Annotated in this window: 17 protein-coding genes; 3 read left to right on the forward strand and 14 right to left on the reverse strand. The window is 74.3% G+C overall.

What is annotated here, in order from left to right:
- Positions 1-43: 43 nt before the first annotated feature.
- The 13 genes from ABZ385_RS07620 to ABZ385_RS07680 form a co-directional block, all read right to left on the reverse strand.
- Positions 44-1,654, reverse strand: a complete 1,611-nt coding sequence (locus ABZ385_RS07620) for a protein phosphatase 2C domain-containing protein (protein ID WP_358910352.1) — start codon at positions 1,652-1,654, stop codon at positions 44-46.
- A 3-nt stretch (positions 1,655-1,657) separates the two neighbouring features.
- Positions 1,658-4,186, reverse strand: a complete 2,529-nt coding sequence (locus ABZ385_RS07625) for a tetratricopeptide repeat protein (RefSeq protein WP_358910354.1) — start codon at positions 4,184-4,186, stop codon at positions 1,658-1,660.
- Positions 4,183-5,505: a hypothetical protein gene (locus ABZ385_RS07630; protein ID WP_358910356.1), complete on the reverse strand. Its 1,323-nt coding sequence runs from the start codon at positions 5,503-5,505 to the stop codon at positions 4,183-4,185. The genes ABZ385_RS07625 and ABZ385_RS07630 overlap by 4 nt, the downstream gene beginning before the upstream one ends.
- Positions 5,506-5,574: 69 nt before the next feature.
- Entirely contained in the window at positions 5,575-6,561 is a 987-nt protein-coding gene (locus ABZ385_RS07635) for a glutamate ABC transporter substrate-binding protein (protein ID WP_358590568.1), read from the reverse strand.
- A 32-nt stretch (positions 6,562-6,593) separates the two neighbouring features.
- Positions 6,594-8,060, reverse strand: a complete 1,467-nt coding sequence (locus tag ABZ385_RS07640; protein ID WP_358910358.1) for a hypothetical protein — start codon at positions 8,058-8,060, stop codon at positions 6,594-6,596.
- Between the two features lie 614 nt (positions 8,061-8,674).
- Entirely contained in the window at positions 8,675-9,670 is a 996-nt protein-coding gene (locus ABZ385_RS07645; RefSeq protein WP_358910359.1) for a BadF/BadG/BcrA/BcrD ATPase family protein, read from the reverse strand.
- Positions 9,661-10,926 carry a 6-phospho-beta-glucosidase gene (locus tag ABZ385_RS07650; RefSeq protein ID WP_358589328.1) on the reverse strand — a complete coding sequence of 422 codons (1,266 nt, stop codon included), beginning with the start codon at positions 10,924-10,926 and terminating at the stop codon, positions 9,661-9,663. Before ABZ385_RS07650 ends, ABZ385_RS07645 begins: the two co-directional genes overlap by 10 nt.
- A gap of 8 nt (positions 10,927-10,934) precedes the next feature.
- Positions 10,935-11,840, reverse strand: coding sequence for a carbohydrate ABC transporter permease (locus ABZ385_RS07655; protein ID WP_358699470.1), 906 nt, complete (start codon positions 11,838-11,840; stop codon positions 10,935-10,937).
- A gap of 6 nt (positions 11,841-11,846) precedes the next feature.
- On the reverse strand, positions 11,847-12,782 hold the full coding sequence (locus ABZ385_RS07660) for a sugar ABC transporter permease (protein ID WP_358589323.1): 936 nt from the start codon (positions 12,780-12,782) through the stop codon (positions 11,847-11,849).
- 11 nt (positions 12,783-12,793) lie between these two features.
- Positions 12,794-14,134, reverse strand: a complete 1,341-nt coding sequence (locus ABZ385_RS07665) for an ABC transporter substrate-binding protein (protein ID WP_358910361.1) — start codon at positions 14,132-14,134, stop codon at positions 12,794-12,796.
- Positions 14,135-14,189: 55 nt separating this feature from the next.
- Positions 14,190-15,344: an ROK family transcriptional regulator gene (locus ABZ385_RS07670; protein WP_358910363.1), complete on the reverse strand. Its 1,155-nt coding sequence runs from the start codon at positions 15,342-15,344 to the stop codon at positions 14,190-14,192.
- Positions 15,345-15,513: 169 nt separating this feature from the next.
- The gene (locus ABZ385_RS07675; protein ID WP_358910365.1) at positions 15,514-17,217 is read right to left on the reverse strand and encodes an MFS transporter; all 1,704 of its coding nucleotides are present in this window, start codon (positions 17,215-17,217) and stop codon (positions 15,514-15,516) included.
- A 246-nt stretch (positions 17,218-17,463) separates the two neighbouring features.
- Positions 17,464-18,552: a mechanosensitive ion channel family protein gene (locus ABZ385_RS07680; RefSeq protein WP_358589314.1), complete on the reverse strand. Its 1,089-nt coding sequence runs from the start codon at positions 18,550-18,552 to the stop codon at positions 17,464-17,466.
- Between the two features lie 304 nt (positions 18,553-18,856).
- Between ABZ385_RS07680 and ABZ385_RS07685 the strand changes: the two genes are divergently transcribed.
- Positions 18,857-19,393 (forward strand): HNH endonuclease, encoded by a 537-nt coding sequence (locus ABZ385_RS07685; RefSeq protein ID WP_358589312.1) that lies wholly within the window; start codon positions 18,857-18,859, stop codon positions 19,391-19,393.
- Between the two features lie 61 nt (positions 19,394-19,454).
- Here the strand turns inward: ABZ385_RS07685 and ABZ385_RS07690 are convergent, their stop codons facing one another.
- Positions 19,455-22,445: a beta-N-acetylglucosaminidase domain-containing protein gene (locus ABZ385_RS07690; protein ID WP_358910367.1), complete on the reverse strand. Its 2,991-nt coding sequence runs from the start codon at positions 22,443-22,445 to the stop codon at positions 19,455-19,457.
- A 724-nt stretch (positions 22,446-23,169) separates the two neighbouring features.
- Between ABZ385_RS07690 and ABZ385_RS07695 the strand changes: the two genes are divergently transcribed.
- Together ABZ385_RS07695 and malQ are read left to right on the forward strand one after the other, a co-directional pair.
- A complete protein-coding gene (locus tag ABZ385_RS07695; RefSeq protein WP_358910369.1) occupies positions 23,170-23,481 on the forward strand; it encodes a hypothetical protein in 312 nt (103 codons plus the stop codon).
- Positions 23,481-25,682 (forward strand): 4-alpha-glucanotransferase, encoded by a 2,202-nt coding sequence (malQ, locus tag ABZ385_RS07700; protein WP_358910370.1) that lies wholly within the window; start codon positions 23,481-23,483, stop codon positions 25,680-25,682. Before ABZ385_RS07695 ends, malQ begins: the two co-directional genes overlap by 1 nt.
- Positions 25,683-25,691 lie beyond the last annotated feature (9 nt).

The raw sequence follows: 25,691 nt of genomic DNA on the forward strand, positions 1-25,691 counted from the left end.
TGTCGGCGTCCGCACGGCCGGCCCCCCCGGCTCCCGTACGGTGCTAGGCCGATCCTGCCCCTCGCGGCGCGTGGGGGAACGGGACGACCGCCACTGTTACGTTGTCGTGGCCCCCGCCGTCCAGCGCGTGGCCGACCAGGACCTGGGCGCTGTGCAGGGGCCGTTCGGCGGCGTCGGCGGGCACGGCCCGCGCCATCTCCTCGACCGCTTCCGCGTAGTTCCACAGTCCGTCCGTGCAGACCACGACCACGCCGGCGCGGTCCGGCTTGAAGGAAGCGGTGTGCGGCTCCAGTTCGTAGGCGTCGGCGCCGAGCCAGCCGGTGATGGCGTGCGCGCGCTCGTCGGCGTACGCCTCCGCCTCGTTCATCAGTCCCGCGGCGACCATCTGCGCGGCCCACGAGTCGTCCTCGGTGAGGCGGACGGTGGGGCCGCTGCGGTCGTCGGGCACCCAGTAGGCGCGGCTGTCGCCGACCCAGCCGACGACGAGCAGGCTCCCGGCGACGACGGCGCCGACCAGCGTGCAGGCCGGCGCGTTCTGGTGCGGGGTGTGCTCGCGGGCGGAAGTGGCTTCGGCGGCCAGCGCGTTGACGGCGTCGGCGGCCGACAGGATGGCCTCGTGCATGCCCTGCTGGGGGTGGACGCCGCGCGGCAGGGAGTCCAGGAGCGACTCGCTCGCGGCGCGGGAGGCGGCGAGGGAGGCCTCGTCGGGGCGGGTCGCGGAGGAGACGCCGTCGCAGACGATCGCGACGACGGCGGGGGAGCCGTCGGGCAGCGCGGCCGCGGAGATCGCGAAGGCGTCCTCGTTGCGGTGGTGGCGCAGGCCCCGGTCGCTGACCGCGGCGACCGTCTCCAGCTCCTCCTCCATGTGGTCGCGCTCGCGCGGCTGGGCGTGCCCGCAGTTCTCGCAGTACCCGTCGGGGTCGACGCGGCCCGAGCGGCAGGCCACGCAGAGCTTGGCGCCGGCGGCCGGGTCGGCGCCCGCCTCCGGGGCATCGGGGGCCGGCGGATTCCCCGGCGGGGCCGTCAACTCCCCACCCGTGGAGTCGGTGCCGGGCACGTCGCTGGACAGATGGGCGGGCGCCGGGGCCCCGGAACCGTCCGCCTCGGGCACGAGCGGCCACGCGGCGGGCCGGTCCGCCCCGCCCTCGGGCCGATTTGCCGCGCTCGCGGGCTGGTTAGCCCCGGCTTCGGGCCGGTCGGCCGCGACCCCGGGCTGGTCCGCCCCGGCTCCGGGCTGGTCCGCCGTGCCCTTGGGCCCGTCCGGCGCGGCGGTGGGCCTGCCCGGGGGCACGATGGGCGCGGACGGGGTGGCGATGGGCTTGTCCGGGGCGTTGGTGGGCTCGTTCGGGGCCACGAGGGGCCTGTCTGGAGCGGCGATGGGCCCGTTCGGGCCAGCGACAGGCTTGTCCGGAGGCGCGGCGGGCGCGGACGGGGCGGCGGCAGGCCCCCCGGGAGCGGCGCTGGGCCCGTTCGGAGCGGTGGCGGGCTCCGCCGGGGCGGCGATGGGCCCGTTCGGGGCACCCGCTGCTGGGGCGGTGGTGGGACGTGCCGGCAGCGCCGACAGGTCGTACCCGCACGCACCGCAGAACAGGTCACCCGGCTCCAGCGGCTCCTCGCAGCTGGGGCAGGCAGACAGTTGGGGCATCTGCGACATCACTCACACCCACGTCCTGGGGCGGAAACGGTTGGCCCGCTCCACCAGTTCGATCCTCTCCTCGCCACCCTGTGCGAGCCGGGCCAGTGTCCGGTACGAACGCTCCAGACCGAACCGGAGACCGCGCTCGTCCAGATCGCTGCCGAGCAGCACGGTCCGCGTGCCGGTGGTGGCCGGTGACGCGGAGACGTGACCAGAGTGCCCACCGGAGAGTACCCAGTCGAGCGCCGTCCCCAGTACCTCGGTCGACAGGCGCTCCCTGCGCACCGCGTCGAGACCGAAGCCCGCGAGCGCCTCGATCTCCCCGGCCGCGGCCGTCAGATCGTCCAGGAGCGCCGGACCGGGCGACGCCGGCGACGTCTCCACGCGCCGGCGAAGTCGCGCCCGTACGGCGGCGACCCGGGCGGCGGTGTAGTGGATGGAGGACTCCGGCACCGACTCCAGGGTGCGCACCGCGCCCGCCCGGTCGCCGGCGGCGAACCGCACCCGGGCCAGGCCGAACGCGGCGCTGACATAGCTGGGGTCGGTGGCCCACACCAGGCGGTAGTACTCGGCGGCGTTGTCCGGCTGGCCGAGGACCTCCGCGCACACGGCGAGCGCCAGCTTCGGCGCCGCCTCGCCGGGGAACGCGTCGTAGACCGCGTCGAAGGAGAGCGCGGCGCTCTCGAAGTCCCCGCCCGCCAGCGCGGCCACGCCCCGGTACCAGACCACCCGCCAGTCGTCCGGATACCGTCGCTCCAGGTCGGCGAGGGCCTCGGCGGCGAGCGCCGCCTCCCCCGTGGCGAGCCGCGCCCACAGTCCGCGCAGCCGCAGCTCCACGGAGTCGGCGGGCGCCGTCCCGAGCGCGGCGATCAGCTCGGCGGGCGCGGACGCCAGCAGACCGGCGAGGAAACCGGCGTTGGGGTCGTTCGGGTCGACGTGCGGCACCGGCAGCGCCAGCGCCGTCGCGGCGGCGTCCAGCGGCCGTACGGACGCGGCGGGCGGCGCGGGCGGCGGCTCACGCCGGCTCCCCGGCCCGGCGGGGGCGAGCGGGCGCGCCCCGAGCCGCGACGCGTCCCCGGACAGCTCCGCGAACAGCTCCGTGTCCGTGACCTTCACCTCGGGCCCGAAGAGCGTGGACAGCGAGGGGCGCGGCGTGCCCGTCTGGAGCGCCACGACCTCCCGCAGGACGCCCGTGAGCTGCTCGGCCATCTCCTGCGCGGAGGCGAAGCGGCGGGCCGGGTCGGGGTCGGTGGCGCGCACCAGGAGCCGGTAGAACGACTCGTACGTACGGAAGACCTCGATGGTGTCGGGGTCGGGCAGGGAGTCCACGAACACGTTCGTGTAGCCCTGGAAGTCGAAGGTCAGGACGGCGAGCGTGCGCGCGACCGTGTAGAGGTCGGAGGCCACCGAGGGTCCCGCCTCGGCGACTTCGGGCGCCTGGTAGCCGACCGTGCCGTAGATCGCGGACTCGTCGTCGTCCATCCGGCGGACCGCGCCCATGTCGATGAGCTTGAGCTGGCCCTCGGTCTGGATGGCGTTGTCCACCTTGAAGTCGCAGTACAGCAGATTGCGGCTGTGCAGATGGCCGAGGGCCTCCAGCGCCTCGATGCCGTACGCGCACGCCTGCTCGACCGGCAGCGGATCGCGCCGCCCGTCGGGCGTGCGGCGGCCGTTGGCGATCTCCTTCAGGGACTTGCCGCCGACGTACTCCATGACGATGTAGCCGTCCATGGAGCCGGTGCGCTGGTCGAGATGCTCGACGAAGTTGTAGATCCGCACGATGTTGGAGTGCTCGATCTCGGCGAGGAAGCGGCGCTCGGAGATCGCGGCGGCCATCGCGTCCTGGTCGCCCGTGTCCAGCAGGCCCTTGAGGACCACCCAGCGGTCGGACACCGCCCGGTCCACGGCGAGGTACACCCAGCCGAGGCCGCCGTGCGCGAGACAGCCCACGACCTCGTACTGGCCGTGCACGATGTCGCCGGGGTCCAGCTTGGGCACGAAGGAGTACGGGTGGCCGCACTTGGTGCAGAACCCCTCGGTGCGGCCCGGCCGCTCCCCGCGCGCACGCCCCACCGGGGCGCCGCAGTCCGAGCGGGAGCAGAACCGCTTGCGCTCGGGCACCTCGGGGTCGTCGAGGACCGCGCCGCGCGGGTCGGGGCGCGGCACGTCCGGCACGCTGACCAGGCCGACGCCGAGCCGCCCGCGCCCCGAGGCGGAGGCCGCCGAGCCCGAGCTGCGCACCGACACCGAGCGGGAGGTGGAGCGGCCCGACGCGGAACGCGACAGCCGCCCCGACACCGACCTGCGGGACGACTGGGAGGGCGCGGACGCCCGGGACGAGCGGGAGGACGAGCGGGAGGAGCGGGCGCTCGAACTGCCCGATCCCCGCGCCGCCTTGCCGCCGCCGGTGATGCCGGTGGGCGGTGAGCCCACCGTGCCGTCCCCCGTGACCGCCGGGGCCAGACCGCACGTGTCGCAGTACAGTTCGCCGCCGCCGACATCCTCGTACGACCCCGTGCAGCCGGGCCGCCGGCACTGCCGCTCGCTCACGCTTCCTCCCTCCGGTCGGCGGTCCCGCCCTGCTGCGGGATCCGCGGCGTCGCGAGCACCTCGGCGACCGCCCGCTGGTAGCGCAGCACCGCCTGTTCCGCCACGCGCAGGTCGCAGGGCGCGCTCCACAGCATGCGGCGCGCCGCGTCGTACCGCTCGACGAGCAGCGGGTCCTCGGCGTGCCCGAGCCGGGCCACCTTCGCCCTGTACGCGTCCAGGCGGCCGCGCAGCTCCGCGCGGACCGCGAGCGGGGCCGTGACGGCGGTCAACGACTCGCGGGCGCGCAGCAGTTCGTCCTCGGCCTTCTCCTCCAGGGACTCCAGGAGCGGCGAGAGGCGGTGCCACTGGGCGTTCCTGCGGTAGTCGGCGGCCCGTGCCAGCTGCTCCTGGAGGGCGGTCGGCGGGCCGCTGACCGCGGGCACCTCGGAGGCGGCGATCTTGGCGAGGACCTCGCCTCGGGCGCTCCTGGCCTCCGCCAGGGTGCGGTCCGCGCGCGAGAGCAGGTCGCGCAGCCTGCCGAGGCGGGCCTCCGCGTCCTGGCGGACGGTGAGGACCGCCTCGATCTCGCGGCGCACGTCCTCCAGGGCCCGCGCCTCACGGTCGTAGCGGTCGGTGTGCGGGCGGCCGCCGCCGGGCGCCGAACTGCCCTCCGCGCGCCGCCAGAAGGCGAGCGGGTCGCTCACCACCTGCTCGCGCAGGGCGGTCAGGGCGCGGGTGATGCGCTCCAGGTCGTCGCCGGCGGGGTGCTCGCCGGGGCGTACGCCGACCGAGTGCGCGAGCTGGCGGGTGCGGGCCAGTTCGGCGGCGAGCAGGTCGATGCGGGCGGGCAGCGCCGACCACACGGCGTCGGCGGCGACGACCATGTCCAGGGAGCGCGCGTACAGGTCGTTCATGCGGGCCACCAGCTCTTCGAGCGTGAAGCGCTCGGTGAGCTTGGCGGGGCCGTCGAGCGAGGGCGAGGTGCCACCGGCGTCGGCGCCCGCCACGGTCACGGACTGCCCGCGCAGCAGCTCCGTCAGCTCGGCGAGGTCCTCGCGGCTCGGCCGGCGTCTGCGGGCGCGCAGTTCGCGCGCGGCGTGCAGGGCACCGGCGTAGGCGTCGAAGTAGGCCCAGAGCTGGGTGATCCGCTGCTCGGTGACCACCCAGCGCTCCTGGGTGACGCCGGTGAGCCGGGCGCCTTCGAGGAGGCGCCGCCCGGCGTGGTCCTGGAGGGCGAGGAGCGAGGTCTCGATCGCCTCGTGCTCGGCGTCGAGGCGCGCCAGCGCACGGTCCACCTCGTCCCGGTCCATCACCGGACCGGGGGGTTCCGTGACGCTCATCGATCACCTCTCCGCTCTGCGTTGCCGCAACTTCAGTGCCACCAGGTCCGTCGCCCGCTCCGGGCCGCGTCAGTCGCGGTACTCGGGCTCGGGCGGGCCCGCCACCTCGCCGAGACCGCCCCGCAGCCACTTGTCGTAGGACTTCTGCCAGCCGCCGTCCTCGCGGTAGTCGTCCAGGACCTTGTTGACCCGGCGGACCAGGTCGTCGGCGCCCTTCTTCATCGCCACGCCGTAGTGCTCCGTGGTGAACGGCTCCTCGCCCTTCAGCTCGACCGTCGGGTCCTGTGCGGCCTGGCCCGCGGCGAGCGCGCTGTCGGTCACCACGGCGTCCACCTCGCCGAGCTGGAGCCGCACCAGGCAGTCGAGCTGATTGGGCACCGTGGTGGAGATGTCGGCACCGAAGCTCTTCTTCTTGAGCTCCTCCAGGGCGATGGAGCCCGCCGCCGAGCAGACCCGCTTGCCCTTGAGCGTCCCGTCGTAGCCCGTGATGTCGGACTTCTTGGGGGCGAGGACCTGCTGGCCCGTCTCGAAGTACCCGGTGGAGAAGTCGACCTGCTCCAGGCGCGCGCAGTTGACGGTCATGGTGCGCACCACCATGTCGACCTGGCCGCTCTCGATGGCGGGGATGCGCTGGTTGGTGGGGATGGCGCGGAAGACGACGGCGTCGCGGTCGCCGAAGATCTCCTCGGCGATCTTTCGCGCGAGGTCGATGTCGAAGCCTTCCAGCTCGCCGCCCCGCTTGTTCGGGTCGCGGTAGCCCCAGCGGTAGCTGTTCTGGTCGACGCCGACGATCAGCTTCTTGACCGGGCGGTTCTTGATGGCGTCGATCGTCGGGCCGTCCTTGCCCGAGGGGCGCGGGCTCTGGTCGTTGCAGTCGTCGGCGTCCGCCCGCGCGGGCGAGGCCACCGTGGTGCCCGAGCCGTCGTCCGGCGCCGTCCGCCCGCCGTGGTGCGCGGGGAGGGCCAGGACGAGCGTCCCCGTCAGCGCGCAGGCCAGACCCATGGCGCCGACTCCGCCCCAGCCGCGCAGCCTGGCCGTGCCGCGTCGGGTACGCATCGTCCGCGTGCCCCCTTCCACCTCTGACCCCATCACCGGTACTCCGAAAGCCTGCGGCCGATGCCGAGCACGGCGCCCGCGGCGCCGAGGACCGCGAGCACGGCGGCGCCGACCGGCAGCCCGGTCATCGCGCCCCTGCCGTCCTCGGCGGCCTGCTGGAACTCGCGCTGTTCGTGCGCCAGGGCCCGGTCCAGGGCCGCGTCCACGTTGTCGAAGCACTCGCCGGTCGGGGCGTCACCCTTGGCGCCTATGACCTTGTCGAGCGCTCCTTGGTAGTCACCGGAGTCGTCGCTGGAGCGGGCGGCCTTGTGGCGGTCCTTCCAGACGCCCACGTTCTTCGCGGCCTCGGCCACCGGGCGCTCGCCGGCCGCGTCGTCGGCGAGGTCGGCGGCCTCGCCGAGCAGGCCGCTGTCCGCGCCGCCGAGCCGCTTCATCTGCGCGCGGTAGGAGACGTCGAACTTGTCCTCGGCCTCGCCGCGCACCTCGGTGGTCTCCGCGCCCCGGCTGACCAGGGTCAGGTTCTCGTCGCCGCGTGCCTTCAGGGAGCTGATGCGGGCGTCGTTGAGGACGTTCAGGGACCGCACGCCGTGGTCGTAGGAGTCGTCGAGCCCGGAGCGCGCGAAGGTGTGGCCGGCGACGAGCCACAGCAGGACGACCGCGGTGGCGGCGCTCGCGGCGAGCAGGCCGTGGTTGAACACGCGGTTCGTGCGCAGGTAGTTGCGGCGCTGCGCCCAAAGGAGGGCGGCGAGCGCGAGGACGCCGAGGGCGAGGGCGGGCCACGGGTAGGGCTCGGCCTTGCCGTAGTCGGAACCGAGCCGTTCGTTCTCCGCCTTGTAGAGCTTCTCGGCGGCCGGGAGCATCTGCGTCTGCATCTTGTCGTTGGCGTAGCGCAGATAGGCGCCGCCGAGCGGCAGGCCCTGGCGGTTGTTCGCGCGGGCGCGCTCGATCAGGCCCGTGTACTGGGGGAGCAGCTTGTTCAGCTTGGCGACGGCGGCGGCCGAGGAGGAGTCGGGGCCCGCGTTCGACGCGGCCGTCGCGAGCTTGTGCGAGGCCCGCTCGATGTCCCGCTCGTACCGGTCGCGGACGGCCGCCGGTTCCTGGCCGCCCGCCAAGAAGCTGCTGGACGCCGCGGTGTTGGCGTCCGCCAGCGAGCGGTAGACGGCGGCCGCGTCGGACGTCAGCGGCTGGCTGCGGTGCAGTACGTCGTCCGCGGCGGCCGAGCGGTCGGTCATCTGCCAGGCGGTGACCGCGCCGAACGCCACGACGAGCAGGGCGAGGACGGCGCCGATGATCCGCAGCCGACCCGGCTCCGTGGTCGCGGCGGCGCGCAGCCGGTCGGTGCCCTCGGCCCAGGCGGTGCGGCGCGGCGCGGCGGGCCGCGGCTCCGGGCACCCCGCGGCGGGCCCCGCGACCGGCGCCTGCGGCGGCACCGGGGCGACGGGTGCCGTGGGCGCGGGCGGACCCGGCGGGGCCGCGCCGCCGTTCGGCGGATGTGTCACCTGACCTCGACCTCCCCCTCGGTCATCGGACGGCTGCTTCCACCCGGCGCCGCACAGGCCGGGCCCGGCGCGGGAAGAAGTGCACGGCCGCAAGTATTGCCACAGGCAAGGGCATCCGCACAGGCCTTGCCCCGATCTTGCGTGGATCCCCACCCTGGAACACGAGATCGGCGACCACCCGGTTCCCACCGGCGCGCGCCGGCTGAGCCCGGGCGGGGGTGGCTCCCGCCCGCGCGCGGCGACGGGGGCCGCCGCGCGGGGACTTGGCCGGGGCGGCCAGGTTCCCGCGCATACGGCGTGGGCGTGGGCCGGGGTGATTCCCGCCCGCGCGCGACATGGGCCACTTGGCTCCCGCCGGCGCGCGCGGCGACGGGCGGGAAGGACGGGAAGGCGGGCCTGCCCACCTCGCCCCCCCCGCACGCGCCGCGTGGGCCGGCTGGGCATGGGCCGGGGTGAGCCCGCCCCGCGCTCGGCGAAGGGGGCGGGAGGGGCCGGCGCGCGGGACTTGGCCGAGGGGCACAGGCCCCGCACGCGCCGCGCAAGCCGCTGGGCCTGGGGTTGGGCGCCCCGCCCGCCCGCGCACTCGGCGCGGGCGGGAGGGCGGGAGAGGGGCGTTAACGCCCGTGTGGGGCGTCCTCGTAGTGGGCGCGGATGCGGGCGTGCGTGTCGGGGGGCGCGCCTGTCCGGTCGAGGCCGAGGAGGGCCGCGCCGAGCACCGGGCGGGCGAGGACCACCCGGGGTTCCGCCTTGGGGGCGCGTTTCGCGAGCAACGACCGGATCCGGTCGTCCAGTTGGGGGTGGCGGGCCGCGAGGACGCTGCCGCCCAGCACCACCGGCGCCTCCTCGTCGAGCAGCCCGAGCCGGTCCAGGGCCACGGTGGCCATCGCGACGACCTCGTCGGCCATCCGGTCCACCAGGGAACGCGCCACGGCGTCCCCCGCCGCGGCGGTCGCGAAGAGCACCGGCGTCAGCTCGTGCCGCCTGGCGGGGGCGATGCGCCCGAGGTGCAGCGCCTCGATGAGCGCGTACATGGACGGCAGCCCGAAGTGCCCGGGCAGGGCCACACGCAGCGCGGTCGGTCCGCCCCGGCCGTCCTCGGCCCGCGCCGCGTGCCACAGGGCCTCCTCGGCGAGCCCGCCGCCCCCGCCCCAGTCGCCGGAGATCCGGCCGATCGCGGGGAAGCGGGCGGTGCGCCCGTCCGGCAGCATGCCCACGCAGTTGATGCCCGCCCCGCACACCACGGCGACGCCCCGTGGCTCCGCGTCCTCCAACAGGCCCGCGCGCAGCACCGCGAAGGTGTCGTTGCGCACGTCCACGGACGTGCCCCAGCCGCGCCGCCCGAGCGCCTGCGCCAACTCCCGTTCCTCCACGGGCAGATCGGCGTTGGCCAGGCACGCCGAGACGTGGTCGACCGTGTCGGTGCCCGCCTCGGTGAGCGCGGCCGCCACCGCCCGCGCGAGCACGTCCACGGCCGGTTCGACGCCGACGCGGGGTGGCTGGAACCCGCCGCCGCGCGCCGCGCCGACGACCCGCCCGTCGGCCGTGACCACCGCGACGTCGGTCTTGCTGTTGCCCGCGTCGATCGCGAGCACGCTCCCGCCTACGCCCACGCCAGGTGCTCCCGGTTGTGGGCGAGCAGGCGGTCGGTGAGGGTCTCGGCGTACGCGTACTGCCCGACCAGGGGGTGGGCGAGCAGCGCCTTGAAGACGCGGTCGCGGCCGCCGTGCAGCGCCGCCCGCAGGGCCAGGTCCTCGTACGCGGTGACCTGGGCGACGAGCCCGGCGTACAGCGGGTCGAGGCGGGGCACGGGCAGGGGCTGGGCGCCCGAGCCGTCCACCGCGGCCTGCACCTCGATGACCGCGTCGTCGGGCAGGAAGGGCAGCGTGCCGTTGTTGACGGTGTTGACCACCTGGTGGGGGCTGCCGCCGTTGCCGAGCAGGGACGCGGCGAGGTCGACCGCCGCCTCCGAGTAGAAGGCGCCGCCGCGCTGGGCGAGCAGCGCCGGCTTCTCGTCGAGCGCGGGGTCGCCGTACATCGTCAGGAGTTCCCGCTCCATCGCGGCGACCTCGGCGGCCCGCGACGGCTTGGTCCGCAGCTCCTCGACCACCGCGTCGTGCTGGTAGTAGTAGCGCAGGTAGTACGAGGGCACGACGCCGAGCCGGTCGACGATCTCGCGCGGCATGTGCAGGTCCTCGGCGACGGCCGCCCCGTGCCGCTCCAGGAGCCCGGGCAGGACGTCCTCGCCCTGGGGGCCCCCGAGACGTACGCCGGTCTCCCAGGTGAGGTGGTTGAGCCCCACGTGGTCCAGGTGCACCTCGGCGGGCGCCACGTCCAGCAGCTTGGCGAACTTCCGCTGGAAGCCGATCGCGACGTTGCACAGGCCGACGGCCTTGTGCCCGGCCTGGAGCAGTGCCCGGGTGACGATGCCGACCGGGTTGGTGAAGTCGATGATCCAGGCGTCCGGGTTGGCGCGCCGGACGCGCTCGGCGATGTCCAGGACGACCGGCACGGTGCGCAGCGCCTTCGCGAGGCCGCCGGCGCCGGTGGTCTCCTGGCCGACGCAGCCGCACTCCAGGGGCCACGTCTCGTCCTGCTGTCGGGCCGCCTGCCCGCCGACGCGCAGCTGGAGCAGGACCGCGTCGGCGTCGGCGACGCCCGCGTCCACGTCGGAGGTGGTGACGATGCGGCCGGGGTGGCCCTGCTTGGCGAAGATGCGCCGTGCGAGGCCCCCGACGAGTTCCAGACGGTCGGCGGCCGGGTCGACGAGGACCAGTTCCTCGATCGGCAGGGTGTCCCTCAACCGGGCGAATCCGTCGATGAGTTCGGGTGTGTAGGTCGACCCTCCGCCGACCACTGCGAGCTTCATTGCGTGTCTCAGCCCTTTACTCCGGTGAGGGTGACGCCTTCGACGAAGGCCTTCTGTGCGAAGAAGAAGACGACGATGACCGGCGCCATGACGAGCAGCGTCGCGGCCATGGTCAGGTTCCAGTTGACGCTGTGGGCGCTCTTGAAGGACTCCAGGCCGTAGCTCAGTGTCCAGGCGCCGGGGTTCTGGGCCGCGTAGATCTGCGGCCCGAAGTAGTCGTTCCAGCAGTAGAAGAACTGGAAGAGCGCGATGGCGGCGATGCCCGGCTTGGCCATCGGTACGACGATCTTGACGAGTGTGCGGAACTCGCCGCAGCCGTCGATCCGCGCGGACTCGATGTACTCCTTGGGGATGGTGAGGAGGAACTGCCGCAGCAGGAAGATCGAGTACGCGTCGCCGAACGCCATCGGGATGATCAGCGGCCACAGCGTGCCCGACAGGTGCAGCTGCTGGGCCCAGACCAGGTACATGGGGATCACGATGACCTGCGGCGGCAGCATCATCGTGGAGATGACGAGCATCATCGCGGTGCGCCGGCCGCGGAAGCGGAACTTGGCGAGCGCGTACGCCACGGGTATCGCCGAGCAGACCGTGAAGAGGGTGCCGAGGCCCGCGTACAGCAGGGAGTTGCGCCACCAGTCGAGGAAGCCCGGGGTGTCGAACACCGTCTTGTAGTTGGACCAGTGCCAGGTGTCGGGCCACAGGTCGCCGCTCATCGCCTGGGAGTCGCTCATCACCGACGTCAGGAAGACGAAGACGAACGGCAGGACGAACAGCAGGGCCACCGCGATGGCCACGCTGTGGACGGCGATCCAGTGCAGGGTCCGCCTGCGGCGGGCACGGGCGGCGGCGGGGCCCCGCAGGGGGGCGGTGCGGCCGGCGGCAGGTGGCGCGGTCAGGGTCGTGGTCGTCATGAGTCCTCAGTCCTCCGCCGCGAGCAGCCCGGAGCGCTTGCGCATCAGGAGCGTGGTCACGGCCATGGCGATGGCGAAGAGCACGAGCGAGAGCACGCACGCGGCGCCGGTGTTGAAGTTCTGGAAGCCCATCGAGTAGACGAGCTGGGGGACCGTGAGGGTCGAGTGCTCCGGATAGCCGGGCTGGATCACCGAACCCGGGCCGACGTTGACCCCGGAGGCGACCTTCCCCGCGACCAGGGCCTGCGTGTAGTACTGCATGGTCTGCACGACGCCCGTGACCACCGCGAACATCACGATCGGCGTGATCGAGGGCCAGGTGACGTAGCGGAACTTCGCCCACGCCCCGGCGCCGTCCAGGTCCGCCGCCTCGTACTGCTCCTTGGGGACGTCGAGCAGCGCGGCCATGAAGATGACCATGAGGTCGCCGATGCCCCACAGGGAGAGCAGCACCAGCGAGGGCTTGGCCCAGTCGGGGTCGTTGAACCAGTTGGGCGCGGTGACGCCGATCGCGTCCAGGATCTCGTTGACCGGGCCCGTGCCCGGGTTGAGCAGGAACACGAAGGCGACGGTGGCGGCCACCGGCGGGGCCAGGTAGGGGAGGTAGAAGGCGGTGCGGAAGAGGCCGACGCCCGTCTTGATCTTCGTGACGAGCAGCCCGAGCGAGAGCCCGAAGACCACCCGCAGCGCCACCATGACCACCACGAGCCAGAGGGTGTTCCACAGGGCGGGCCCGAACAGCGGCATCTGCTCGAACACGTACCGCCAGTTCCTGAGGCCCACGAAGGTGGGCTCCTTGATCTGGTTGTAGTGCATGAACGAGAAGTACACGGTCGCGAGCAGCGGATACGCGAAGAAGACGCTGAAGCCGACCAGCCAGGGGGACAGGAAGCCGAGCGTGCGCAGTCTGCGGCGCGCCGGGTTGGAGAGGGACAGTGCCATGGGTGGGGTCCTCAGCTCTTCGACTGGAGCGTGTCGGCGTCGATCTGGTCGTCGAGCCTCTTCAGTCCCGCGCGCAAGTCGGGCACGCGCCCGGCCTCGGCGGAGTAGGCGAAGTCCATCAGCGAGACCACGTACGCGCCGCCGTTGGTGGAGGGCGGCAGGGCCTTGCTGTGCTTGTTCCGCAGGATCTCGAAGAAGGCCCGGAAGGTCGGGTCGGCGTCCAGGCGCGGCGATTTCAGCGCGGCGTACGTGGACGGCACGTTGTGGATGGCGTTGGCGAAGTCCACGACCTGGTCCGTGTCCGTGGTCAGGAACTTCACCAGCTCCCACGCCGCGTTCTGGTGCTTGCTGCTGTGCGCGATGCCGGCGACGGTGCCGGTGATGAAGCCGCGCCCGTAGGTGTCCGCCTGGTCGTCGGGCACGGGCAGCGGCGCGACGCCCCAGTCGAAGTCCGCCTTGGCGTCCTTGAGCATGAGCCCGCGCCACTCGCCGTCCAGGTGCATGGCGATCTTCTGCGTCAGGAAGGCGTTCTGGCTCGACATCTCGTCGCCGAAGGTGAGCCGGAACTTCTCCAGGTCGTCGAAGCCGCCCTGCGCGTCGGCGAGTTGGCGGGTGGTCTTGAGGAACTTGTACGTCGCCGGCTCCTCGGCCAGCCGTGACGTGCCGTCCTCGGCGAAGTACGTGGGCCCCCACTGCGCGAAGAGGCGGTCCGGACTGTTCTGGTACAGGCGGAAGTTGGGCATGAACCCGACCCGCCGGTACGAGTCCTTGCCGCTGCGCACGGTGAGTTTCCTGGCGGCCCGCTCGAACTCGGACATGGTGCGCGGCGGCCGCTCGACGCCGGCCTTCTTGAAGGCGTCCTTGTTGTAGTACATGCCGAAGGCGTCGGCGAGCAGCGGCAGGGCGCACTGGTTGCCCTCGTAGCCGGTGTAGTCGAGCAGCGTCTTCGGGAAGACCTTCTTCTTGTCCACGCCGCTCTTCTTCAAGAACGGGTCGAGGTCGACCCACATCCCCGAGTCGCAGTACTGCCCGACGTTGTTGGTGGTGAACGACGACACGACGTCGGGGGCCTTGTCGCCGCCCGCGCGCAGGGCCTGGTTGACGGTGGCGTCGGAGACGTTGCCCGTGGCGCGCACCTTGATGTTCGGGTGCAGCTCCTCGAACCGCTCGATGCTCTCGTTGACCGCCTTGACCTCGCCGGGGGTCGCCCAGCCGTGCCAGAACGTCAGCGTGACCGGCTCGGTCGGGTCGTCGTGGGCGCTGCCGACGCTCGGGTTGGCGCAGCCGGCGAGCAACAGACCGGCTGCGGCGAGCGCCGCGGACGCGCGGGTGGGCATGCGCCATCGCGGCATGGCGGACTTCCTTTGCGGAGGGGAAGGGGAGGTGTGGTCCGTACGGGGATGGGGCTCAGGCTGTGTCGAATACCTGGTCGCGGGCCTGCGTGAGGGCCGAGCGGAGCGCGCCGGTGAGGATCGGGTCGCCGGCCAGCTCGCTGACGCGGATCTGGGGGCGGGGCAGGGCGAGCCCGGTCAGCTCCTCCTCGACGCGGACGCGCAGCTTGTCGCCGCCGGCCTGGGCCACCGCGCCGGAGAGCACGACGAGTTCCGGGTCGACCACGGCGACCACCGCCGCGATGCCGGTGGCGATGCGGCGGGCGACCTCGGCGAGGCGGGCGTCGTCGGCGAAGACGTCCGCAAGCGTGGCGCCGGGGCTGGCGAGGCCGCGGACGACCTCGGCGGCGACCAGGCTCTCGAAGCCGCCGTCGCCGGCGGGGCCGCCCTTGGCGAGCGGGGCGCCCGGCAGCGGCATGTAGCCGATCTCGCCGGCGCCGCCGGTGGCGCCGCGCAGCAGGGTGCCGCCGAGCACGATGGCCGCGCCGACGCCCTCGTCCAGCCAGGTCAGGACGTAGTTGTCGTGGTCCTGGGCGGCGCCTTCGTACTGCTCGGCGACGGCGGCCAGATTGACGTCGTTCTCGATGGCGACGGGGGTGCCGAGCACCGCGGCGAGGTCGTCGCGCAGGGTGCGGGAGTGCCAGCCGGGCAGGTGCGGGGCGTAGCGCAGCTGGCCGCTCTGCGGGTCGATGGCGCCGGGGGTGCCGATCACCGCGGCCCGCAGGTCCTCGTGGCGCAGACCCGCCTCGCGCAGCGCGCCGTCGACGGCCTCGGTGACGAGCTGGGCGGTGCGGTGGCGGACGTCCTCGGCGACGGCTTCGGCCTCCACGCGCTCCGTGCCGAGGATGGTGCCGGTGATGTCGGCGACCTGTGCGGTGATGCCGGTCGGGTCGGCGGACAGGGCGGCCACGTGCCCGGCGGCGGGGTCGATCTCGTACAGCAGCGCGTTGGGTCCCGGGCGGCCGCTGAGGCTGCCGGTGGTGTGGACCAGCCCGGCGGCTTCGAGGCGGCCGAGGAGCTGGGAGGTGGTCGGCTTGGACAGGCCCGTCAGTTCGCCGATGCGGGTGCGGGTCAGCGGTCCCTGGGCCACCAGGAGGTCGAGTACGGCCCGGTCGTTCATCGCGCGCAGGACGCGCGGCGTGCCCGGGGTCCCCGGGGCGCCTGCCGCCATGACGACACCTGCCTCTCGGTGGCTGCCTTTCGGTGGCCGCTAACTGTTAGGAAACTTTCCAATTGGTGAGGACCGTAAGGCTGGCGTGAATGAGTCGTCAATAGCGGACGCCCCCGCGGCAACCAAGTCGTTACCTGCGGGGGCGGTGCGGTGCGCGGGGCCGCGCTGGTCAGGGGCCGATCGCCTCCCCTGCCGGGGTCCCTCCCCCTGCCGGAGCCATTTCCGCCGCCGGGGCCCCTTCCCCTGCCGGAGCCCTTTCCGCCGCCGGGATCCCTTCCCCTGCCCCGGCCCCCTCCTCCCGTGCCGCCCGCCGCTCCGGACCGGCGGAACCGGCGGAACCGGTGGAGCCGGCGAGGCCCGCGGGGCCCGCGGTCGGGCGCAGGGCGAAGGCCAGGACGGCCGCCCCGAGGAGGGCGACGAGCATGATCCAGACCGCGCCGACGTGCATGGCGTGCAGGAAGGCGTCGTCGGCGGCGTGGGCGAGGGCCGGCCGGTGGGTCGTGGCGGCGACGTGCCGGGCCTGTTCGGCGGAGACCCGCGCCTGCTCCCGCACCGCCCCGGGCACCTCGCCCAGCGAGGGGGTGATCGCGCGCTGATAGGCGATCGACATGATCGTGCCGCCGACCGCGATGCCGATCACGCTGCCGGTCTGCCGCACGGTGTTGGTGACGGCCGACCCGGCGCCGGCCCGCTCCAGCGGCAGGGAGCCGATCAGCGCCGCCGACACCGGGCCGATCACCGTGCCGACGGCGAGGCCCTGGCAGAACAGCAGGGCCTCGATCCACCCCAGCGGGGTGCGCGGCCCGAGGAGCCCGTACGCGCCCATGGTGAGCGCGGCGGCGGTCAGTGCGGGCGCGGTGACCAGGAGCAGCGACCAGCGGCGCACCAGGCGCGCGCCGACGGTCGCCCCGAGGGTGGCGCCGACCGCGGTGGGCAGACCGGCCAGGCCCGCCTCCATCGGCGTGTAGCCACGGGCGCCCTGCAGATAGAACGCCTGGTAGAAGGTGGCGGCGGTCACGGCGAACAGGAGCAGGCCGAGCGCCGCGTTGCCCCCGCCGAAGGCCCGGCGCGCGAGCAGCCGGGGATCAAAGCTGGGCGCCTCGACGCGCAGTTCGACGCGGACGAAGACCGCCAGCAGGACCATTCCGAGGGCGATCGGCGCCCAGACGTCCGCACGCCCCCAGGCGGCCACCTGCCCCGCCCGGATCAGCCCATAGGCCAGCGCCGAGAGTCCGCTGATCGACAGCAGCATTCCGGCCGGGTCGAGGGGGCGCCGGGTGGGGCTGCGGAAATTCGGCACCAGCAGGGCGACCCCGGCGAGCGCGAGGGCGACGACCGGGACATTGACCAGAAAGACCGAGCCCCACCAGAAATGCTCCAGGAGCACCCCCGCGAGCACCGGTCCCGCGGCCATTCCGACGCCGGTGGCCGCCGAGGAGACGGCGATGGCGGTGGTCCGCGCGGGACCGGTGAAGGTCCACATCAGGAGGGCGAGGTTGGCGGGCATGATCAGCGCGCTGCCCACGCCCATCGCGGCCCGGGCGGCGACCAACTGCCCCGCGTCGCCCGCGTACGCCGCCCACACCGAGGACCCGGCGAACACGACGAGGCCGCCGACCAGCACGGTGCGGTGGCCGAAGCGGTCGCCCAGCGCGCCCGCGGTGAACATCAGGGTGGCGAAGGTCAGGGTGTACGAGCCGGTGGCCCACTGCAGCGCGGCCGGTCCGGCGTCCAGCCCGCGGACCGGGTCCGCCAGCGTCTCCAGGGCCGTGCTCAGGATGGTGTTGTCCAGCCAGATCAGCAGTGAGCACAGCATGAGTACGGCGAGAATCAATTGCTGCCTGGATTTCGGCAGGGCGGGGGAATCGGTCATGAAGGTCCTCGGGAGCGCTCGGCGGAAACCTGATGCGACGGGACCGTAAGCAAATTCGCGACCCCTGTCAATGGAATCTCCGGGGGCAGAAAATGCCCTCTTTCGCAAGTGCGGAAAGGGCGGCAAGGGCATATCGAATGCGCCCTGTCAATTCCCGCCGACAGGCAATCGCGCTTTATCGGAAACGCAAGATGGGGGCGCCCGGAGAAATCTCCGGGCGCCCCCATCGACGCGGGGACGGGCGGGTTACTTCGCGAGGTTCGGCGGCGGGGTGATCGGCGCGGTCGCCAGGGACTGGGGCGAGGTCGTCGAGGCGTACGCGGAGGGGGCGGCGACGCCCGCCGCCGGGTCCGCGCCCGGCTCCTCGGCGGGCTGGGCCGGCAGCCCGCCGACGATGCGGATGCCCGCCTCGTCGAAGGCCCGCTTGATGCGCCAGCGCAGCTCGCGCTCGACGCCCAGGGACTGGCCCGGCATCGTCTTCGCCGAGACGCGCACCACCATGGAGTCCAGGAGCACACTGTCCAGGCCGAGGATCTCCACCGGGCCCCACAGGCGCTCGTTCCAGGGCTCGTCCTTCGCGATGGCCTCGCCGACCTCGGCCAGCGTCGCCCGCACCTTGTCCAGGTCCTCGTCCGAACGGACCGTCACGTCGACGCCCGCCGTGGACCAGCCCTGGGAGAGGTTCCCGATGCGCTTGACCTCGCCGTTGCGCACGTACCAGATCTCGCCGTTCTCGCCGCGCAGCTTGGTGACGCGCAGACCGACCTCGATGACCTCGCCGGAGGCGACGCCCGCGTCGATCGAGTCGCCGACGCCGTACTGGTCCTCCAGGATCATGAAGACGCCGGAGAGGAAGTCCGTGACGAGATTGCGGGCACCGAAACCGATCGCGACGCCCGCCACACCCGCCGAGGCGAGCAGCGGGGCGAGGTTGATCTCGAAGGCGCCGAGGATCATCAGGGCCGCGGTGCCGAGGATCAGGAACGACGCCACCGAGCGGAGCACGGACCCGATGGCCTGCGAGCGCTGGCGGCGCCGCTCCACGTTCACCAGGAGCCCGCCGAGCGCCGTGCCGTCGACGGCGTTCGCCGTGCGGTTCATGCGGTCTATGAGCTTGGTGATGGCACGCCGGACCAGGATGCGCAGGACGACGGCTATCGCGAGGATCAGCACGATCCGCAGACCGATGCCGAGCCACGTGGACCAGTTCTGCTCGACCCAGCTCGCCGCGTTCCCCGCGCTCTCCTGGGCGTCCTCGAACGAGGGGGGCTTCGGCGTCGGGGACGGGGTGTCGTCCGGGTCCGCTCCGGCTGCCGACAGGACGGACAAGAGCACGGCAGGTACCTCCAGGTATCGCGGCCTGCCCGGCGGAGAAGATGTCGTCGACGTGGGACCGGGGGAACCGGACAGACCCACCACACTAACGGGGCATTGTGTGGGGATCGTCGTCATGTTCGAGGGAGAGACGGTGCTCACCTGGGCAGGAACCAGGTGACGTGCCGGTGCGGCGCCCCTGTGGTCGAAAACACTTCGAGCCCGTTACCGGCACATGGTGGCGCTGCGACCAGGCATGAGGGGAGACTGACAGCCGGATCGTCCCGGCGCGAGCCACGCGCCGCCGGCGTACAAGGAGGCATCCGTGCCGCATGTCCTGGTCCTCAACGCGTCGTACGAGCCGCTCGGCGTCGTACCGCTCCGCCGCGCGCTCGTCCTCGTCCTGGAGAACAAGGCTCTCTGCCTCGAGGAGTCCGGCGCCTTCATGCACAGCGAGAAGCGCACCGTCCCCGCACCCAGCGTGGTCCGCCTCAAGCGGTTCGTCCGGGTCCCCTACCGGGGGCCCGTCCCGCTGACCAGACGGGCGCTGTTCGCCCGCGACGGCGGTCGGTGCATGTACTGCGGTGGCGTCGCAACCAGCGTCGACCACGTCATTCCGAAGAGCCGGGGCGGCCGCCACGCCTGGGACAACGTGGTGGCGTCCTGCCGCCGCTGCAACCACGTCAAGGCCGACCGGCACCTCATGGAGCTGGGCTGGCGGCTGCGGCACAAGCCCGCGCCGCCCTCGGGGCTCGCCTGGCGCATCATCGGGACCGGACACCGCGATCCGCGCTGGCTGCCGTACCTGCAGCCGTTCGGCGCGGACGACGCGCTGGCCCGGATCGACGGCATCTCCGCCTAGCCGACGACCCGGGCCCACCTCGTACGGGCGGTCGTGCGGCGAGCGGGGGCGTACGCGGCCGTCACCGCCCGGCGGCGACCGCGTACGCCTCCACCGACCAGAGGGAGTAGCCGAAGCGCGTGGCCCGCTTGTCGCCCTGGATGCGAAGGTGGCGCGTCCCGGGCGCGTCCAGGCGGACCACCTCGCGCCCGCCCCGGCCGTCCCGCACGGTCGCCGCCGTGTGCCACGTCCTGCCGTCGGCCGACGTCTGCACCCGGTACCGGTCGGCGTACGCGTCCTGCCAGCGCAGCTCGACCCGGCCCAGCCGGACCGGCTCCGCGAACTCCACCCGCCACCACGCGTCGTCCTTCGCCGGCGAGGACCAGCGCGTCGCCGGATCGCCGTCGGCGGCGGCCGACGCCGGGAAGTCCTCCGTCTCGTCGCCCGACGACGAGGCCTTCGCGCCGCGCACCAGATCCGGGCCCGCCGTGCGCGGACAGGCGCGGACGGTCACCGTGCGCCGCTCGCCGCCGAACTCGACGGGGATCTCGTACGTCCCCGAACGCGTGCCCGCGCGGACGGTGATGTCGAGCGGCACCTCGACGTTTGTGCCGCGCGGCAGCGTCGTCGACCCCGGCACCCGCACCTCGATCCCGTCCGGCGCCGTCACCCGCAGCCGCCCGCGCAGGTCACCGGGGCGCAGCGAGCGCAGCGTGGCCGTGACCCGCCGCGCCGCACCGCCGATCTCCGCGTCGGTCTCGGGGCGGGCCGGGGTGAGGGAGAGCGCGGGGGAGTCGGCGTACCAGGGCACGAGGTGGTGGACCGCCCCCTCGGCCCCGGCCCCGGTCTCAGCTCCGGTGACCCGGACGGCGTCGGCGCGCACGCCCTTCTCGGCGTCCCCGCGCCCCTTCCCGCCGAGGCGCAGCTCCGTGAAGCCGCTGGGGGCAAGGGCGCCCACGCGCCGCCAGCCCCCGCCGGGCACCCGCACCTCGACGTCGCCCTTCGCGCCGGGGTCGGTGAGGACGGTGACCGCCGTGAGCGCGCGGGTGCGGCCGAAGCGGGCCCGCGTGCCGTCCGAGGCCCGCCCGGAGTCGGTCCCCGCCCACGCCGCGTACGCCTTGTGGGCCCGCGCCAGGAACGGGTCGAGGACGCCCTTGCCGACGGTGACGGCGCTGGCCCGCAGCTCCTTGCGGAGTGCCGCCAGCTCGCGCGCCGAGCCCCAGGCGGCGGCGCCGTCGCCCAGCGACTGGGCGCGCAGCATGTCGACGGCGGCCTCACCGGCCGCGCCGTACCGGCCGAGCTTGTCGATCCAGGGGCGCACCTCGCCGGCGAGCGCGGTGCCGGCCAGCCGCCGCGGCGCCCGGCGCATCACGCCGAACGCCGTTCGCAGCCGCCGTGCGGCCCGGTCGACCGCCGCCCGGTCCGCGCTCTCGCGGGCGCGCCACAGGCCGTCGATCAGGGGGCGCAGATACGCCGACTCGCGGGCGCCGAGCACGGACGAGGCCTCGTTGCCCGCGAGGGCCCGCAGCGCGCCCCGCGCCGACGCGTCGCCGCCCGCCAGGTCGTCGATCGCGGCGAGCCACGACGCCTGCGGGCGGTAGTTGCGCGGGTTCCAGGCGTAGTCGGCGGCGGTGAAGAGGGGGATGCGGGAGGCGGCGGGCTGCTCCATGGCGTTGCCAAGGAGGGCGGCCGAGCCGGTGGCGACGGCGGGCTGGCGGCCGGTGTAAGGGCCGAGGAAGACGCGGTCCTGCGCGAAGTCGTTGACGGGGTAGTTGTCCATCGTCACCAGCGGGTGCGGGCCGAACGCATCGTGGGCGCCCGCCAGTTCGCGGCCGGTGATGGTCTCGGGGACCACGCCCACGCCCGTCCAGGCCACCTCGGTCCGGCGGTCCAGGCCGGCCGAGAGGGCCGCGCGGTAGGCGGTCGTGCCGTCCTGGAAGTACTCGGTCGGCATCACGGAGAGCGGCTCGGCCCCCGGGTGGCGGGCGGCCAGGTGCGCGGCGACCGCGTCGGCCACCCGGGCCTGCGCCTTCGCGGCGGCCTTCGGGCCCGTGCCGAACGTCCCGGCGTCCCGCTCGCAGTGCCACTCGCTGTAGCTGACGTCCTGGAACTGGAGCTGGAAGGCGCGCACGCCCAGCGCCCACATCGCGTCGATCTTGCGGTTGAGGTCCTTGATGTCCTTGTCGGAGGACATGCACATCGCCTGGCCGGGGGAGACGGCCCAGGCGAGCGTCACGTGGTTGGCCTTCGCGCGCGCCGCGAGGGCCCGGAAGTCGGCGCGCTGGTCGGCCGGGTAGGGCTCGCGCCAGCGGGCCTGGCGGTAGAGGTCGTCGCCGGGGGCGTAGAGGTAGCGGTTCTGCTTGGTGCGGCCCATGAAGTCGAGCTGGGCCAGCCGTTGGGCGCGCGTCCAGGGGGTGCCGTAGAACCCCTCGGTCAGGCCGCGCACGGCGGTGCCGGGCCAGTCGCGGATCACGACGCCCGGCAGCGTGCGGGCACCTCTGCCGCCGCCGGTGAGCTGCCGCAGGGACTGCGCGGCGTGGAAGAGGCCGTCCTCGCCGGCCCCCGCGAGGGCGACGGTGTCCCGGCCGTCGACGCGGCCGACGGCCAGGCGGTAGCCGCCCGCGGGCAGGTCGCCGCGGTCGCCCGCGCCGAGGGCGCGCAGGGCGCGGTCCGCGCCGGGGCCTCCGGCGCGCACGACGAGGGTCCCGCCGGCCGGCAGCGGCTCGCCGTCGCGCACCTCGGTGACGCGGCGGGCGCCGGCGTCCCGCAGGAGGTCGCGCAAGGCGTCCAGGGCGTACGGATCGGCGTCCTCGTCGCCGCCCGCGGTCACCAGGGCGACGTCGTCTCCCACGGTGACGGCGCCCTTGCGGGGGCTCATCACGTGGGGGCGGGGCCAGACGGCCGGCTGCACGGCCCCCGCCCTGTTCCCGCGTCCGCCCGCGCGGTGCGGGGAGGTGACCCCGGGCCCGGTGGGCGTCCCCGGGTCCGCGAGGGCGCCGGGCGCACCGCCGAGCACACTCGCGACGACGGCGACCGCGACGACGACCGCGCCCTTCCTGCGCCGCACCTGCACGCACTCTCCTGTTCTGGGCGGGATTGGTGGGGCCCCTGATGTGACGTACGGCAATGAGCCCATCACTGACGTGGCGGAGGTGTCAACGGGAGAGGAGAAGAGGGGGGTGATTCTTCGCGGAACCTACGGGGAGGTGGGGGCGGGGCCGGGGGCCTGTGCCGGCAGCTGGGAGGTGCCGCCTGGGCCGGCCACCTTGGGGCCCGAGCGGGCGTCTGTGTCGGTACGTGGGTGGGCGTCCGTACGAGGGGCTGCGTGGACGTCTGTACGAGCGTCTGGGCGGCGCCTCTGTCTGCACCCGGGCGAGTGCCTGCCCGGACGCCTGTCCGGGCCGCGCCCGTCCGCCTGCGCGGGCACCTGCCCCGGTGCCTGCGTGGACGCCTGCCCGGCATTTGCCCCGGCGCCTGCGCGGACGCTTGTCCGGGCGCCTGCGCGGACGCCTGCCCGGCACCTGCGTGGACGTCTCTATGGACGCCTGGCCCGGCGTCCGCGCGGGCCGGGGTTCGGGGCGTCGGGGTGGGGGACTTGGGGTGTCGAGGGGCTGGACGTCTTCCCGGGGTGGGGGAGCCCGGGGGCCTGTTCTTGCGGGGCGGGCGGGGCCCGGAGGGACAACTTCCGTCCGGGGGAATCGATTGTGACCAGGGTCACGTTGATGCACCCTGGAGGTCTGCGGCCCGGCGCAGTGGGTAGGGCTGCCGTGACCCGCCCCCTGACAAGGAGCCCCCACATGGCCGCATCCGCCAACCTTCTCCTCTCCGCCCTCTCCAAACAGGTGCCCGCCGTCCGACGGCCCGGCCCCGTCCCCCTCCAGGTCTCGCGACCGGCCCCGAAGGCCCTCGCACTCCAGGTCTCCGGCCCCGACTCGGGCCTCGACGGCTCCTGCTCCTGCGGCTGCCTGGAACCGCCCCTGACCAGCGAACCCCCGCTCGCCGACGCCGCGCCCCTGACCAGCGAACCGCCCCTCGCCGACGCCGCGCCGCTCACCAGCGAGCCCACTGCCACCGGCATGGCCTCCGGCCTGGACTCCTCGGGGGTCTGATGACCCTTTCCCGGCTGGCGGCCGCGTACGGGGTCGCCACCTCCTACTCCCCGGCCCCGGGGCGCACCGTCCCGGCCTCCGAGGCCGCCGTCGTCGCGGCCCTCGCCGCGCTGGACGTCGACGCGAGCACCCCCGAGGCGGTCCGCGCCGCCCTCGCCGCGCGCGAGGCCCACCTGGCGGAGCGCCTGCTGCCCCCGACGGTCGTCGCCTGGACGGACACCCCCCTCCCCACCGCCCCGCCCCTCGCGGGCCTGCCGCGGGGGACGCGGGTACGGGTGGAGCTGGAATCCGGCGCCACCTACGAGTGGCAGACCCCCCAGACCCCCCAGACCCCCCAGACCCCCCAGGCCCCGCCTGCCCCTGCCGTTCCTGGGGGCGGCGGGAAGGCCGAGCCGGGACCCGGGCCCACGCCACCGCCGGGCGCGCACACGCTCCTCGTACGCACCCCGGACGGCCGGACCGCGAGGGCCCACCTCATCGCCGCCCCCCGCCGGATCAAGACCCCGGCCACCCGCGCCCACGGCCTCCTCGTCCAGCTGTACTCCCTGCTCTCCCAGCGGTCCTGGGGCATGGGCGACCTCGGCGACCTGGCCGAGCTGACCGCCTGGTCCGGCCGCGACCTGGCCGCCGGCTTCGTCCAGGTGAACCCGCTGCACGCCGCCGTGCCGAACCCTCCCGGCGGCCCCGGCAGCGACCCCTCCCCGTACCGCCCCTCCTCCCGCCGCTTCCCCGACCCCGTGCACCTGCGCGTCGAGGCCGTCCCCGAGTTCGCCCAGCTGCCGGACGACGCCCGCGACCGCGTCGAGGCGCTGCGCCGCGAGGCGGGCCGGCTGCGCGACGGGGTCCTGCGCGACGGCGAGTTGATCGACCGGGACGCGGTCTGGGCCCTCAAGGGCGAGGCGCTCGAACTGCTCCACGAGGTCCCGCTCGGCCCCGGCCGCCGCGCCGCCTACAGCGCCTTCCTCGCCGAACAGGGCTCCGCCCTGGAGGACCACGCGACCTGGTGCGCCCTGGCCGAGGTCCACGGCCCCGACTGGCACACGTGGCCCGCCCCCCTGCGCGACCCGTCCTCGCCGGAGAGCGCCCGCGCCCGGCGCGAGCTGATGGCCCGCGTCGACTTCCACTGCCGCCTCGCCTGGCTGACCGAGGACCAACTGGCCACCGCCCAGCGCTCCGCCCGCGAGGCGGGCATGGACATCGGCCTGGTGCACGACCTCGCCGTCGGCGTGCACCCCGCGGGCGCCGACGCCTGGGCCCAGCAGGACCACTTCGCGCCGCGCATGAGCGTCGGGGCCCCGCCGGACGCGTTCAACGCCCGCGGCCAGGACTGGGGCCTGCCGCCCTGGCGCCCCGACCGCCTCGCCGCGTCCGGTTACGCCCCCTACCGCGACCTCGTGCGCGGTCTGCTCCGGCACGCGGGCGCCCTGCGCATCGACCACGTCATGGGGCTGTTCCGCCTCTGGTGGGTCCCCGAGGGCCGCGACCCCACCGAGGGCACCTACGTCCATTACGACGCCGAGGCGATGCTCGCCGTCCTCGCCCTGGAGGCGCACCGCGCGGACGCCCTCGTGATCGGCGAGGACCTCGGCACCGTCGAGCCCGGCGTGCGCGAGACGCTGCGCGAACACGGCGTGCTCGGCACGTCGGTGCTGTGGTTCGAGCGGGACTGGGCGGGCACGGGCCGCCCGCTGCCCGCCGCCGAGTGGCGCGCCGACTGCGTGGCCACCGTCACCACGCACGACCTGCCGCCGACCGCCGCCCGCCTCACCGGCGAGCACGTGCGGCTCCGCCACGACCTCGGCCTGCTGACCCGCCCCCTGGCCGAGGAGGAGGCCGAGGCCGCCGCCGACGTGCGCGAGTGGCTGGGCCTGCTCTCCCGGCTCGGCATGCTGCCCGGCGGCATGGGCAGCGAGGAGGACGAGGTCCGCGCGCTGCACCGCTTCCTGCTCGCCACGCCGGCCCGCATGCTCGGCATCTGGCTGCCCGACGCCGTCGGCGACCGCCGGCCGCAGAACCTGCCGGGCACCTGGGACCAGTACCCCAACTGGCGGCTGCCGATCGCCGACGCGAGCGGACGCCCCGTCACCCTGGAGGACCTCGCCGCCTCCCCGCGCCTGCACGCCCTGATGGCGCTCTTCCGGGGGTCCGGGCAGGAGGGCGACACGTTCCGTACGGCACCCCCGGGCGCGCACCCCGTTTAGGAGTTCGCT

Origin of the sequence: Streptomyces sp. NPDC005898 (assembly GCF_040629635.1) — a bacterium.
Taxonomy (GTDB): Bacteria; Actinomycetota; Actinomycetes; order Streptomycetales; family Streptomycetaceae; genus Streptomyces.